Source organism: Endozoicomonas acroporae, from assembly GCF_002864045.1.
Lineage (GTDB): Bacteria > Pseudomonadota > Gammaproteobacteria > Pseudomonadales > Endozoicomonadaceae > Endozoicomonas > Endozoicomonas acroporae.
The window spans coordinates 14,172-29,134 of record NZ_PJPV01000011.1; the positions used below are offsets into that span (position 1 = coordinate 14,172).

The following is a 14,963-nucleotide window of genomic DNA, read 5'->3' on the forward strand; positions in this document are numbered from 1 at the left end:
TCAAACTCTCAGGCACTGTCGTGGCTCTTGGCTGAGTGTTCAGCAATAAACTCCGACAACAACCTTTCTTCCTCGCTGGTCAGTGACCTGGTTTGCTGAAGGTTCTCCAACAGGTCAGGCCGTCTCAGCCAGGTTCTGCCCAGAGACTGTTTCAGTCGCCAGCGCTCAATCAGTGCATGGTTGCCTGATAACAGTACTTGCGGCACTTCCTGTCCTTCAAAAAGCTCAGGACGGGTATAGTGCGGGCAGTCAAGAAGACCATCAGCAAATGAATCTTCCTGAGCGGAATCCTTATGACCCAGGGTGCCCGGTACAAAGCGTGATACTGCATCAATCAGAGTCATGGCAGCGAGTTCGCCACCACTTAACACGTAATCACCAATAGACCATTCTTCATCGATTTCGGTCTGGATTACCCGCTCGTCAATACCTTCATATCGCCCCGCGACCAGGATCAGTTTCTTGCTTTGGGCAAGCTCCTCCACTCCTTTCTGGTCGAGCATGCGACCCTGGGGAGAGAGGTAAATCACTTTGGCCTCGGTTCCTGCAGCTTTGCGGGCTGCATGGATGGCGTCACGCAGAGGTTGAATTTTCATCAACATGCCGGGACCACCGCCATAAGGTCGGTCATCCACAGTTCGGTGCCGGTCATGGGTAAAGTCCCTGGGATTCCAGGTCTGTACCTCAATCAGCCGTTCCTTAACCGCGCGGCCGGTAATACCGTGCCCGGTTATGGCCCGGAACATCTCCGGGAAGAGGCTGACGACACCGAACCACATTCCGATGTCCATGGCGCTCTTGTCTGCCTCCTGATGAGTTTCAGCCAGTATTTCTCCGGCTGGCTCATCAAGGGGTGAGTGTTGAGTCGTCATGGCCAGTTAAAACTCCGGGTCCCAATCTACCCGGATAAATCCTTTCTCAGGATTGACGTCTAGCACCACCGATCCGGTAAGCCAGGGTACCAGACGCTCTCGACGGTCAATGCTGCCTTTTGTGGGGCGAATGACCAGTACGTCGTTGGCACCTGTCTCCATCAGGTGGCTGACTTTGCCCAGCAGAACATTGTCTCCCTCAGCGTTGCGGGAGAAAACATCCAGTGATTCCAGTTGATGCCAGTAAATCTCGTCATCTTCCGGTTCGGGCAGATCATCGGCGCTGATGGTAATCTGGTAACCGCAGTAACTGCGGGCCAGCTCACGATCGTCACAACCGACGATATGGGCAATCAGACCTTTCCCGTGTGGCCGGGCCTGATCGATTTCAACGGTTTTAATATCACCGCTCTTTTGGCCAGCAGGGTCAAGAATCCAGCGTGGGTAGTTGAGGATGTTTTCCATCGGGCTGGTGTTGGAGTGAATCTTCAGCCAGCCTTTGACCCCGAATACGGAGGAAATATGGCCTAACGCAATGCGCTTCACAGCGCCCTCTACTGCCGTTGTCACTGGGTTGTTAACCTCACGCAGCCTTTTTGGCTTCTTTCAGAAGCTGGGCAACGCGGTCAGATGCAGTAGCACCCTGGCCCAGCCAGAATTCTACACGCTCGTTATCAATACGCAGGCGCTCTTCCTGGCCACGAGCGCCAGGGTTGAAGAAGCCTACACGCTCAATGAAACGACCGCCGTTAGCGTTACGGCTGTCAGCCACGGTCAGGTGGTAAAATGGACGCTTTTTAGAGCCGCCACGTGCAAGACGAATGGTTACCATGGAATAGGGTTTCCTATAGTTGTTTCCGGCAACTGGTTTTCTGTGTTCACTTGCCAGACGCGCAGGACGTATGACTGAAACCCAGAAGAGTCGAGACAGATTTGAGCGAGGAAAGTTCCTTTTTCATCATCCGTCAGCCAATCCATGATCGGCTTCAAGCCAATCATAAAGGGCGCATATTGTAGGGAAAACCGGGGGAGGAGGCAATAAGTAGCTAACCATATGACTCAGGCTTTTGTTTCAGAATGACCAGTGCTGCTGATTTCCCCAGATTGGCGACCCTTCGGCTTGCCGAGCAATAGGCATCGAATTGACTTTCACTGTCATTATTAGCGGCTTGTAACGTTTCTTCAGTTTCTTCAGCCCCGGTCAGCGGCATTTTGACGACTAAGGGAATGGTCTCAGTGCCTTCCATGTTTCCCATGGAGTCAGCATAATGAAGGACGTTGCCTTCTACACGCCAGCCCACAAAATGGCCTGTTTCAATAGTGGCCACGCCAATGACTTCGTAATCCTTCTTTTTTCCGTTGGCAGTGGGAATAGAGACATCTTTCCACCACTCCAGGTTGGCTCTAACCTCGGTTCCAAAGTTGGGGATGGTAACCAACAACACTTCCGGGGAGTGATGGTTATCAGGTAACAACTCTTTGAATGCACAATCATCAAGTTCCATTCCTTCCTTAGTGTTCCTGAGCCAATTATCGATCAGCTCTTGCAGGGTTGTTGCCCATCGAGACGTGGTTGTGGTTATTCTGCCACTTACCGGTTCGTCTTTGTTAAAGCCGGTTAGCGTATGATTAACGAATATCTGCTCTCCCCGGCTGTTGATAAATGATGAACTAACGGTACGAGGAAAGTCGCCATAGAGATAGTGTTTTACAACATCGGCTTCCATCACCCTCAATTTATTCACCGGATCACCAAAATATTCAAATTTTCTACTGACCAGATTGCCTGTGCTGCTTTCATGTTTATCCGTACATATTATGGCAAGATCCTCACCCCGTTTGTATTCGTCGACAGTCCAAACAAATTTTGGCGGGTTGGAGGGGGGAGGTCCTTTTGGTTGTTCTTTATTTTTCACTACCTTGGTCAGGCCTTCTGGTATCGCAATTGAGGGAATTCTATCATCCCTGAGACTGCTGACTGGTTCTTGTGTGCTTTTGATAATGACGAAGCCATCTGCGGCATCAATCGATACTATTTTGTGCTTTAAAGATGACTGTGTATCTCTAAGGATATCGAAATTTCGGGATGGGACTTCTCCAGCATCCGGATAATCATAGATGTGTTCGAGGATTGCTTTGATAATTTCCGGTAATGAAAGGGGCGTGCTGAGTGTTCCATTGTTGAGTTTGAAAAGTGTTCTTATGCGGTCCAGGCCCTCATCGGCAATGTAGCCATTGGTATTTTCATCAAAGTGAAAATGTCTACATATCGGTAAAAATTCATCCAGAGTATTGGCTTCTTGCATTTTGCCTTTCGATTTTAGTTTACTGGTTCCGGCTTCAATCTCGCCAATCAATGTATTCAATGCTCCGTTGTTTGATAGAGCCATAAAAAAGGCAGCCAGTGAACAGTTGTTATTTTTTGCCTGGATGCCTGAATACATGGTTAATGAAACATTGCCGAATGAGTGTGTTAGCTGTGGTGTCGGAGAAGGGCAGGCAGCGCTGGTTGCGTTCTCCGATGGCTCCTTAACTCCTTGCCCCTCCCGATTGGCCATATCGCTCTGGGTAAGTGTTTGCTCTTGCGGGATACATTTTCGCTGATTCGGAACAGGTTTCTGCGTTTGCTGGAGAGATTTTGCACCAATAGATTTTCGAGGTTTTGGAACAGGTTTTTGTTTTTGTGGATCAGACTTTCGCTCTTGTGGATCAACATTTGGCTTCTTCAGATCAGGCTTTTGCTTTTGCGTGATAGTTCCCAGATGATGCATCAGGTAGTTATAGCAGACTAGATAAGGCAAGCTAGCTTCAGCTGTTGGAGTGGGGCTCTCCGGAGGAGATAATGGGGGGGTGTCCTGACTGGGATGAGCTGATGTCTCTTCCGATCTGGTATCAGTCTTTGGAGTAGGGGCGGAGTTTGGTGTGGGCTGGTGAACGGGAATTTCGATCGTTCGATCTTGAATCGGAATGTTGCCGACATCACTCATGCCGGTGCAGTTGGCACCATCTCTTGTACAGCTGAGTGCACCCAGGCAAAGACTGTTGCTGCGTGGACGGCCAGATGTTAAGTCTTGGCGTTGCGGGTCAGGTTGGCTTCCTGGCCAGCTTGAATAATCATGGTTGGGCCGGGTAATCTTATCCACTTCGAATACTCCATTAAACTGATGGTCAAAATTTAATTTGTTATAAGGTCATTGCTCGTTTTGGTTTGTTAAAATAAATGCCTTATTCATTTACCCGGATTTGGGTCTTTGAACAGGAGCAGTGATTAAAAACAGAGGTCCTTTACCTGACTTGATTTCTAATTACGCAGATATTTAGACAGCAAAAATTCGTAAATGTTCGGAATGTGGATTTTATTTATTATTCGGGATTGAAATAAATTACGGTGTTCAAGAAAAATTGCCATTTAATTCAAAGCGCCAGCCCTGTTTTTGGAGCTGGCAATTAATGGGTTGTTAAAACGGAAACTTTTTGCCGCCACCGGGAGGCATCATGCCACCCATTCCGCCCATGCCATCGGGTAGCTGGCCTTTCCTGGACGACATGCCCCGCATCAGTTTGCTCATGCCGCCTTTTTTGGTGACTTTTTTCATCATTTTACTCATCTGCTTATGCTGCTTGATGAGTCGGTTGATGTCCTGGATCTGGGTACCGGAACCAGCGGCTATGCGCTTTTTACGGGATCCGTTCATGATGTCCGGGTTGGCGCGCTCAGCCGGGGTCATGGAGTTGATGATGGCTTCCATCTGGACAAAAATCCTGTTGTCCATCTGACCCTGAAGCTGTGGTGCCATGCCGCCCATGCCGGGCAGTTTGTCCATCATGCCGCTGAGTCCACCCATTTTCTTCATTTGCTGCAGCTGGTCACGGAAATCTTCCAGATCAAAGCCTTTGCCTTTCTTCAGCTTGCTGGCCAGCTTGTCCGCCTTGCTGCGGTCCAGCTTGCGCTCGGCTTCCTCGATCAGGGAGAGAATATCCCCCATACCCAGGATGCGGGAGGCGATACGGTCCGGATAGAAAGGCTCCAGGGCATCGGTCTTCTCGCCCATACCGATAAACTTGATGGGCTTGCCGGTGATCTGGCGCACCGACAGCGCTGCACCACCACGGGCATCCCCATCCGCCTTGGTCAGGATAACACCGGTCAATGGCAGGGCATCACCAAACGCCTTGGCGGTATTGGCCGCGTCCTGGCCGGTCATGGCATCCACCACGAACAGGGTTTCTATGGGGTTGATGGCGCTGTGCAGCTGCTGGATTTCAGCCATCATATCGTTATCGATATGCAGACGACCGGCGGTGTCGACAATCAGGACATCCGCGTGCTTGATGCGGGCTTCATGAATCGCGCCATTAACAATATCTACCGGTTTCTGGTCAGCAGACGACGGGAAAAAATTCAGGCCGGTTTCCTGGGCCAGGGTTTCCAGCTGTTTGATCGCCGCAGGACGGTAAACGTCAGCACTGACCACCATAACGGATTTCTTCTGGCGCTCTTTCAGCCATTTACCCAGTTTTGCCGCAGAGGTGGTTTTACCGGCACCCTGCAGACCGGCCATCAGGATCACGGCCGGTGGCTGGGTGGCCAGGTTCAGTTCGTCGTTGGACGAACCCATCACCTCAATCAGTTCATTCTGGACAATTTTGACAAACGCCTGGCCCGGGCTGAGGCTGGACTGAACTTCCTGCCCGATGGCCCGGTCCCTGATCCGGTTGATAAACTCTCGAACCACCGGCAGGGCCACGTCTGCTTCGAGCAGGGCCATGCGCACTTCGCGCAGGGTGTCCTTGATATTGTCTTCGGTGAGTTTGGCCTTCCCGGTTACGGTTTTCAGTGTGCGGGACAGGCGTTCGGTTAAATTTTCGAACATTCTGGGAATTACCCTGATCTAAGGTGTTTATGCGGTTGAACGCACAGAATGTCGGCCATTATATAGGAATCAAAACTAAAGCGGCATCCATTTCAGCGGATCCGGTGAAAGGTTGTTTGTCTAGCGCCGGGTAATATGACAAACTGCCGATGCTGCTTTACGTTGAAGCCTGTGGTCTTACAGGGCTTCCTGCTTTTTTTGCTGCTTTTGGGGATAAATAGGCTTTCGCTAATGAGTGTCTTGTTCGTCAGTATGGGTGCGCTTGGTTGCTATCTGGCAGGCACGGTTGGACAGGGGTTGCGAAACAGTGGGCGTGAAATGCCCAAATCGCTGGTTCTGTTGATTACCGCCCTTGGCCTGATTTTCCACATTATTGCGTTATACATCTCCATCCATACTGAGCGGGGCATCAACCTTGGCGTGTTCACCATGGGATCGCTGACCTCTATGATGGTGACCATGATGGTGCTCCTGAGCAGTTTGAAAAAACCCTCGGAAAGCCTGCTGGTGATGATTCTGCCGGTCACCATGCTGGCCATTGTGCTGGCCCTGCTGGCACCGGTTGAACATATTGTCTGGAACACCGCATCATCCATGGTTTCCCATGTGCTTCTTTCGGTTATGGCCTATGGCATTCTGATGGTGGCGGCATTTCAGGCCATTCTGCTCTCCTTCCAGGAACACCAGCTGCGTACTCACCGGCATACCATCAGAACACTGCCGCCGTTGCAAACCATGGAGCGGCTGCTATTTGAGTTTCTGGTCCTTGGGGTTATTTTGCTGACACTCTCGCTGGGCAGTGGGTTTCTGTTCCTGGAAGATATGTTTGCCCAGCGGCTGGTGCATAAAACGATATTATCCATCACCGCCTGGTGTCTTTTTGCGGCACTGTTGATTGGCCACTGGCGATTTGGCTGGCGTGGGCAGACGGCCGTTCGCTGGACTCTGGCCGGCGTCCTGTTTCTGGTGCTTGCTTACTTTGGCTCAAGGCTGGTGCTTGACTGCGTGGTTTCCGGGCAGTCCTGCTTTTGAAGGGGCTTGCCGAGCGCAAACAGCAATCCCATGCCGGGCATGGGATTAGCTGGTAAGTCAGAACGTCATGTTGTGCAATGCAGTACCATCGGCCGCGGTCAGCGACAGTGGGCCTTCTCCGGTTAAATCCATGGACCATACATTGCCAGGGTAGAGACGCCTCTCTACATAGCGGGTGCAGTCATCGCTGCTCTGGTCGGTACATTGCCGAATATTTCAGGCACCGTTGACATAATTTTCCAAATTCGCGATTTCAGTTCTTGAATCCCGATTCCGTCTTAATTCGTGGTTGGCAGGGATGTGTCAATCACTGTCCTGTCACGTAACCATGAGCCAAAATGATCCGTAATCAACTGGTTGTACGCCTGCTGGTTTTTTATGTGCTTTGCCATGTTAGCGTTATAGTTGTCCAGCAGAGATTTTTCCTGGTGATTTTTTGTCAGCAATAAATGCATAAATTTCCTTGTCGTATTGTGGCTAACGGCAACATTTTGCTGAATCAGGCAGTGCCTGGCTATGGTTAATTGACTCTCTTCTGAGCATTCTTCCCAGAGCTTATCAAGGTAATTCCGGTAATTCTGGAGGTTATAGCGACAGAACTGTGCTCTGTAAGCATTCAGATGATGAAGCGGCAGGCCATCTAATTCCGCGTACGGTATTGCGTTATTTTTTGTGCTTCCGTTATTGGACTCAGACATGTTCTTCCGGCAATCGTTTTGATCATCTGCGCTGTGGGTATTGACGCCGAATTCCCTGTAGTCATTATCGGATTGAGGGAACATCAAGAGATTCATAATGTTTAACATCAACACCAGTAATGCTTCCCGGGGCAACTGATTGCACTTACCCGATGCCAGAGGCAAACCATTGCACTCACCGGATACCCGTGGCATTAATTCAATCAATGGGCCTTTTTTCCCCCCCGGATAATGTCCGTCTCTTAGCAAGACGGTTCTGAAATCTAAATATAAATCTCTGAGATCTTTGATTTTGCTGGCATCATAGAATTTTGGGTTATTCCTGATAAAACCCATTGCATGGCCAGTATTTATGAATTTAATATTGAGATTTTCCCGGATAATCCCGCTAAGTTGCTGTGGATAAGCTTCGATGATTTCTTCCTTGTGTTGTGACAGGATATCCTGGCTTAAATCGTCCAAAGGTGTTGAGGGGCCCCGTAAAAAATGATTTTTCATCATCACCTCCAGCCATTGTGCCAGATTGAACTCTTCCTGCTGATTAACACACGACTGATATATGATTTGGGAAAGCAGGTCTGTACTTTCAAATACCCAGCCGTCAATCCCGGTGTCCGGGTCAAAACAAGCATTGTCCAATACCGACCATGAAAATTGCTCACCTTCAAAATAACAGGCACTAAATCTGACATTTTCAACAGTGACGCGGTTTAACACCGCGGTATCAAATTTACACTCCTTGAATTTAACGGATTGCAACACGGTACCGTTCATGGAACAGCGGCGGAAATCAATGCCATATATTTCATAATCACCCTTCAGTTGCAACCCATCCAGCGAATCCAGCTGTCCCTCCAACAGCTGGGGGTTTTGCTCAACCAGCCGTTGAATGCTCTCTTTGCCACAAGCCTTGATGAGATTTCTGAAGTTTTCGTCAACCTTGCTGTATTTATAGGTTAACTCATGGTAGCAGTTGGACCAGGATTGCTGAAAAAGCTGTTCCAGCGGGCGCCCGTCGGGCCAGTGGCTATAGCGTTTCTTCAGTGAATGCAACAGATGTTGCTGATCTTCAGGAGAACTGATCTCAAGTTTGTTCAACTCATCATGCAAGGACAGAGGATTGGAAAAACAAGTTTCCTGCCCCGCATCTCCCTGAACCAATTTCTGGTAATCATCCGTTGACTGCGGAATGACTTTCTGATTGTGGATGTAGGCTTTCAGTTCGGGGTATTGGCATGTACTGAAAGGATCGTGATTTTTAAAAGATATTGTATCCAGGCGGCGGAGCGCTTCAGGTTGCAGGACCATAGACATGGCACCTGTGAATTCTTTTTTGGACTGATCCGCCAGATTTTCTGCCTGCATTATCTCCATAACTCGGGTAAATACTTGTTCTGTATTGAAATTTATTCTGAAGTGCATACCCGCGGCATTCCCGGACGGTTTTATCCCGATCTGAGTACGTCGCCCAAAGGAGATCAGAGCTGCTTCATTTTCCAGGCTCTCGTTCACCAACTCTTTAATGCTCCGGAGCCGGTCTGGAGAAAAGTTTATACTGTGGCCGGGGCAGAACTTCCTTGCTGGGTCTGCCCCAATGCCATGGGGAAACCCCGGGCCGTAATGCACCCAACGTCCTGCGCGAATACTGGAATGGTTGAAACAATCCAGTTTTTCGTCACTGAGGTTCAGCAACCGTTTAAGAAACGCTTTTTTGCTGGTGTTTACCGGAATATTGATATCCGCTGCCACGGCGAGGTTCATATCACCAAGGCAACCGTGGAAGTCGGCCAGGGCGTCCAGCCATTGCTCTTCCAGGTCAACAGTATTTGGCCGCTCGCCATCAATGCCCAGCATTGCCAGTTCCCTGAACAACGCCTCAACCACTGATTTATCGTGTCCTGGAAAGGTGATGATCAGTTGATTTTCAAAGGTAAGGGCATCAGGCAGGTTCGGAGGAAAAAACAGTAGACTGCCGCCCTCACAGACGTCCGCTTCGAGTTCAACCCCATGTACCGGTGAGGCAGTCAGGCCGCCTTCATCCAGCTGTTCCTGATCCAGGTAACTGACGCTCTGGCCTGTCAGTTTGGCAAAACCGTGGCTGAATTCCGCCAGTTGTACTTTTGCCTCAACTTCTTCGCCGGTTCTTGAGCTGACTCGTGCAGGAAACTCAGGAGCAGGCAGGGGAATTTTAATTAATGGCAGTTTTTCAATGGACGGCACGTCAGCAGTTAACGCTGCCCGGCACTTTTCAACAATGTCCTGCAGAGTCACCACGGTCTTGTCAATGGTATCGTGATGCTCATTACCCCATCGTGTTTTATCGTTGGTTAGCTGCCTGGCCAGGCCGTCACAGTCATTGGCCAGGCTGGTCAGCTCACTGCGCCAGTCGCGGTAATTTACGTTCAGGGTATGGTTGACATATTTAACCTGGCTGGCCAGTCGGTGCAATCCCCGTTCCAGGGCCAGGTTATCCGCCAGTTTGCTGCCGGCTTCCTGTGATAACTTGAGGGTCATCCGGGTGATGGGTTGGCCATTGGCATCCAGTAACTGGCTAATGCCAATCTGTCCGCCCTGGATATCCCGGCCTTTGACCGGCAGCCAACCACCCCGGATACCCGCCGCCTCAATCGCCTTGTATTCCGCCATGGATACCCGCTCATCTGCCGCCAGGGTATTGGGCAAGCGGGTGGTCAGCCAGGCAATACGATCGTGAATGGTCTGCCTTAACCAGCTGCGGTCACCGGGCAGGAAACCGCTGTGTTCGATCAGCCGGTCCAGGGCCTGCCAGTCAACCTGGTGCAAGATATCTTTCAGGGTATGGCCCAGCAAGTCATCATCCAATTGCGCAAGGATATCGACGCAGGGGTTGTGGATGGGCAGCGAGTTCATGGGGGGCGCCTGAGGGTCTCGCAGTTTATTCAGCAGCATCGGCATGGAGGAAAAATCATCCGCTTTGGGGGCGGGGTCTGGTTTCTCAGGACATGGGTAGCGAGTCGCCATCCCGGCAAAGTCCCAGTGGAACATCACCGGTTCCCCTTCCGGGGTCAGTTCAATGCCCTCCCAGTCACTGTTCACCATACTTTCGTTACCGACAATCACATTAATCAGCAGTAATCTGGCCCACTGTTCACAAGACAGGGAGCGCAGGGTCTCCTCCCCGCCTTTGAGTTTACCCTGCCATTGTTCGGGGACAGCACTGACCAGATAAAAATGACCCTGTTCCTGATGCACAAAGCTCTCGGGTACGGTGATGCCCAGCAGTCGGGCCAGGTTGCCCATCAGTCGCTGGTTTTGCGCACTCAGCTCACCGCTGGTCGGTTTGATGTAATAGACCTGTTGGCTAACGGGGTCGCTATACAGCCCTTTTGGCCAACTGCCCTGGCACTCTTTTATATCCGCACCGGGTGGAGTCAGTTGTGCCAGGGAGAAAGAGGGTGCCTGTGGTTCTGCCGGGTGTTCGGTATAAGGGGAGATTAACGCCCGGATAACAGCGGACTGTTCACCTATGCTGTGAAGCTGATAACTGAATGGCGAAGGATGGTGTTCCCACTGTTTTTTCCTGTTTTCACACTTGCTGGCGGCACCGATGCTGAAGAAGTGTTCGCGATCTGTGGCACTGTCCTGCAACTTGATCGGAAACCAGAGGTCACCCTGCCTGGCAATCACCCGGCAGACCTCTTCAGCCAGCGTGCGCCACTCTTTCCTCTGGTGATCATCCTGACAGGCAGCAAAACACTCCAGCCGGTCCATGTAAAAACAATCCCTTACCCGCATAACCTCCAGTGTATCCGCATCATGGAGCAGACTGCGCAGGGTCTGTATCGCCTCTGGCAGAAGCTCGCAGCCCTCAGGGTTATCCTTGTGGCAAATGGCTTCACCACACTGCCAGGCCAGAGACTGCGCCATGCCACAGTTGCGCAGGTGTTCCATCAGGTTGTCAGCACTGGCTCGCTCCCACTCCTCCGTATCGAGCCCATCGCCTTCACGGCCGGTGTCGTGAAACAGACAGGCTTTGATCAGCAGCGGTACCATGTTGTCGGGAAATGCCAGCGCCTGGGGATCGCCGTGCTGTTTACGCTGTTGCAACAGGGCTACGGCCCAGATCGCCGTCCGGCAACTGTGCTGGACACCATGAACGGGGCGGGCAATGGTCTGGGCATCAGGTGAGAGACTGGATGGAAAATAATGCTGTAGCAAGGTGGTTTTCGGGATATCACTGGAGTCAATCAACGATTGATCAATGATCGGAAGATTGGACGACTCAGTTTCGGCTTTGGCTGCTTTCGAAGGGATTTTTGTTGGCTCAATAGTCGGCGTTGTCAGTGCTGTCTCAGTGATTTTCACAGCTGGGTTATTAATGACTGCTACTTCAGGCTCAGGCTTATTGGTGAAATCAACATTGGTTTTCAAAGCCTGATTAGAAGAACTAGTAATCGGCAGGATTACCTCTTCGCTTTTTCCAACTTCTCTGGCAAAGGCGGTGCCTGTCTTAACAAGTTGGTTAGATAAACTAACACAACGTTGATCAGGCAACTCTTTTTCTTTTGTTGCATCTATTGTTTTAAAGGCGAGTGTTCTAACACTGAGCGGATCCATGCTTGTTACCTCCTCTGGCTATCCTTGCCGTACCGGTGTGATTAAGTCATACCGAATGAATAATAATTTTGACAGTTCACCCAATAATTAGTTCCCTCTACAGCCAAAGCGTCCAATGCACCTGCTGGCTTTTCATGGTTCGGTAACCATACGAAGTCAGAAAAGTACTGGCTCATTGCATATTGGCAAACACCCGGGCTTGGGACTTCGCCCTGAAGCAGGTAAAATAGGTGATTTTACCGCATTGGTTCTGACAAAAGGCGACAACTCGTTGAGTGAAGCACCCTTAAGCGCATTGATAGGCGCACTGATTTTTCTTCTGCTGTTTTCTGCATTTTTCTCCAGTTCGGAAACCGGGATGATGGCCATCAATCGCTATCGTCTCCGGCACCTTGCCCGCAAGGGTAACCGGGCAGCGAAAAGAACCAGCAGCCTGCTGGACAGACCTGATCGACTGATTGGGGTCATTCTGATCGGCAACAATTTTGTTAACATTCTGGCCTCTGCCCTGGCCACCATTATTGCTGTCCGTCTCTGGGGAGACAGCGGTATTGCTATTGCCACCCTGGGGTTGACCTTTATTGTGCTGATTTTCGGTGAGGTGACGCCCAAAACCATCGCTGCCATGTATCCGGAAAAGGTCGCCTTTCCGGCATCCATGGTGCTGGTTCCTCTGTTGAAAGTGCTCTATCCGATGGTGGTGCTGGTGAACTGGATCTGCGCTTTGCTGATGAGGCCGTTAGGGATACGGCCGGGCCAGGAAGGTGAGGATCAGCTGACCAGTGAAGAATTGCGGACGCTGGTGAACGAATCCGGCCTGCGCCTGCCGAAGAAGCGCCGAGGCATGTTGCTGGGCATTCTTGACCTGGAGAAAGTGCGGGTTGATGACATTATGGTACCCAGAAATGAGGTATACGGTGTCGATATTGAGGATGATATTAAAGAAATTATTAACCAGCTAAGGGATTGTCAGCATACCCGCCTGCCGGTGTATCGCGGTGATATCAATAATATTGTCGGTATACTTCATATGCGCAAGATTGCCCGATTGCTGACGCTGGAAAAGGTCAACAAGGCAACACTGTTGCAGGAAACCGCTGAACCGTATTACGTTCCGGAATCTACGCCTCTGCATACCCAGTTGTTCAATTTCCAGAAGGCCAAGGAGAGAACCGCCCTGGTTGTGGACGAGTACGGCGATATTATGGGCCTGGTGACCCTGGAAGATATTCTTGAGGAGATCGTCGGTGACTTTACCACCGATGTCTCCGACAGCAGCCAGGATATTACGCCCCAGGGGGATGGCAGTTATATCATCGATGGCTCAGCCTCCATTCGGGATGTTAACAAGGCGCTGGGCTGGAATCTGCCAACGGACGATGCCCGAACCATTAATGGCCTGATTACGGAAGAGATGGAAGCCATTCCCGAGGCCAGCGTGTGCTGGAAAATCAAGAATTGCCGTTTTGAGATCCTGCAGGTGAAAGATAACCGGATCAAGAGTGTCCGGATGTTTATGGCGAAATGAATACTCTCTTTTTTTGACAGAATGGGAAACTTTCTTCAAACAACCTAGTCAGAGTTTAGGTAAATAAACTTAAGTAAGGTTGAGGTTATGAATGCAACAGGCTGTATGGCAACTATTCGAAGTGCTTGTCCGGTAATTACGCCAGCGCGGCAGAATGCTATTGAATATGTGGCTTTAAGCGCTGGCATGCTCTGCGCTGGATGTGGCGCTGGTGCAACATTCGGGTATCTGATCAGTTTGTGTACAAAAGCTGAAATTCTGAAAGCATTATGTCTGGGTGGTGTTGGTGGTGGCTGTGCGACTTGTGTGGCTTTAGCGGCTGAAGATTTACTCTGGTACCGTAGTATATCTGTGCCTGATGAAGCCACCCCCAATCAATTGCCAGTGGTAAATCAGCCCGGAAGTACCTCGGTGCTTGACGTAAGCCAGGCTAATGAAGCTCTCAATAGTGGTGTTTACTGTGAAGGCGATGACCAAAAGAATAAAGATGCAGCTAATCCCCCTATTGTTTTGACGGAACCACTGCCCTATAAAGAGTCGCCCCTTAAGAAGATAAATTAGTACCTGGCGAATCCTGTGCCACGCCTGTCAGACAGAAATCAGGGAGTGAGCGCGTTGTACAGGCAACAGGCTTTGCAAGAGTATAAGAATGCATTTGCCCAATAACCCTGTGAACCCTTTTGAAGAATTTATTCGTATAGCCTGATAATAGCTATTCATAATAAGGCAAAGGGTTCGCCATGAAAAAAAATGGAGTCAGGTTCTACGTTGCCGGTCTTTCCAACGTAGCCATTTTGCTGGTGCTTTTGATACCTCTGTTTTCTGCAAAGAGTTTTGCCCGGGACACTATAAAAAATGATAAACAGTATTATCCTGTCTGGGAGCGGTGGCAGACGGTTGGGCATTCAACCTTGAAATGGGGGTTATGGGATATTTATGATGCTCAGTTGAAAACACCCTCCGGCCGTTATGACGCTGCTAAACCCGCTTCCACTGATGTGGCACTGCTTATCGACTATCGACGAAAGATCAGTAAAAAACGGTTGCTTTCGGCAACAGACCAGCAGTGGGTTCACCTCGGGGTATCCCGGGAGAATAGAAAACGCTGGCTTAAGCAACTCAGTAAAATATGGCAGGGCGTTCGTGCGGGTGACCGCCTGGTTTTTGTGCTGTCGGCATCCGGCGGACGTTTTTATTTCGGCCACCGTTTTCTGGGCAGTATTGACGATTTACAGCTGGCCAGAACCTTTCTGGATATCTGGCTTTCAGACAATACCGCCTACCCGGAACTCCGGCAACAGCTTATCGGGAGTAAGCGGTAAACGCCCATTCAAAAGTTACTGATTGCTCTGTCGATGTTAGC

General features: G+C 50.3%; 10 protein-coding genes. 4 read left to right on the forward strand and 6 right to left on the reverse strand.

Annotated features, from left to right (window positions below):
• Nucleotides 1-8: 8 nt before the first annotated feature.
• The 5 genes from trmD to ffh form a co-directional block, all read right to left on the reverse strand.
• Nucleotides 9-779, reverse strand: coding sequence for a tRNA (guanosine(37)-N1)-methyltransferase TrmD (trmD, locus tag CX664_RS02470; RefSeq protein WP_101745215.1), 771 nt, complete (start codon nucleotides 777-779; stop codon nucleotides 9-11).
• Between the two features lie 99 nt (nucleotides 780-878).
• Complete coding sequence (rimM, locus tag CX664_RS02475) at nucleotides 879-1,442, reverse strand: ribosome maturation factor RimM (protein ID WP_244910616.1); 564 nt, start codon at nucleotides 1,440-1,442, stop codon at nucleotides 879-881.
• Between the two features lie 13 nt (nucleotides 1,443-1,455).
• Nucleotides 1,456-1,704 (reverse strand): 30S ribosomal protein S16, encoded by a 249-nt coding sequence (gene rpsP / locus CX664_RS02480; RefSeq protein WP_101745200.1) that lies wholly within the window; start codon nucleotides 1,702-1,704, stop codon nucleotides 1,456-1,458.
• 214 nt (nucleotides 1,705-1,918) lie between these two features.
• Nucleotides 1,919-4,015: a hypothetical protein gene (locus CX664_RS02485; protein ID WP_101745201.1), complete on the reverse strand. Its 2,097-nt coding sequence runs from the start codon at nucleotides 4,013-4,015 to the stop codon at nucleotides 1,919-1,921.
• A 315-nt stretch (nucleotides 4,016-4,330) separates the two neighbouring features.
• Nucleotides 4,331-5,746, reverse strand: a complete 1,416-nt coding sequence (ffh, locus tag CX664_RS02490; RefSeq protein WP_101745202.1) for a signal recognition particle protein — start codon at nucleotides 5,744-5,746, stop codon at nucleotides 4,331-4,333.
• Between the two features lie 231 nt (nucleotides 5,747-5,977).
• On the opposite strand from ffh, the gene CX664_RS02495 reads away from it, so the two are divergent.
• A complete protein-coding gene (locus CX664_RS02495) occupies nucleotides 5,978-6,778 on the forward strand; it encodes a cytochrome C assembly family protein (protein WP_163369504.1) in 801 nt (266 codons plus the stop codon).
• 278 nt (nucleotides 6,779-7,056) lie between these two features.
• Here CX664_RS02495 and CX664_RS02500 read toward each other — a convergent pair whose 3' ends face one another.
• A complete protein-coding gene (locus tag CX664_RS02500) occupies nucleotides 7,057-12,072 on the reverse strand; it encodes a pentapeptide repeat-containing protein (RefSeq protein WP_101745204.1) in 5,016 nt (1,671 codons plus the stop codon).
• Nucleotides 12,073-12,343: 271 nt separating this feature from the next.
• Here CX664_RS02500 and CX664_RS02505 point away from each other — a divergent pair, with 271 nt between their 5' ends.
• The 3 genes from CX664_RS02505 (at nucleotide 12,344) to CX664_RS02515 (ending at nucleotide 14,922) form a co-directional block, all read left to right on the forward strand.
• Nucleotides 12,344-13,600 carry an HlyC/CorC family transporter gene (locus CX664_RS02505; protein ID WP_101745216.1) on the forward strand — a complete coding sequence of 419 codons (1,257 nt, stop codon included), beginning with the start codon at nucleotides 12,344-12,346 and terminating at the stop codon, nucleotides 13,598-13,600.
• 87 nt (nucleotides 13,601-13,687) lie between these two features.
• The gene (locus CX664_RS02510) at nucleotides 13,688-14,161 is read left to right on the forward strand and encodes a hypothetical protein (RefSeq protein WP_101745205.1); all 474 of its coding nucleotides are present in this window, start codon (nucleotides 13,688-13,690) and stop codon (nucleotides 14,159-14,161) included.
• Nucleotides 14,162-14,340: 179 nt separating this feature from the next.
• Nucleotides 14,341-14,922, forward strand: a complete 582-nt coding sequence (locus CX664_RS02515) for a chalcone isomerase family protein (protein WP_101745206.1) — start codon at nucleotides 14,341-14,343, stop codon at nucleotides 14,920-14,922.
• Nucleotides 14,923-14,963: the final 41 nt, after the last annotated feature.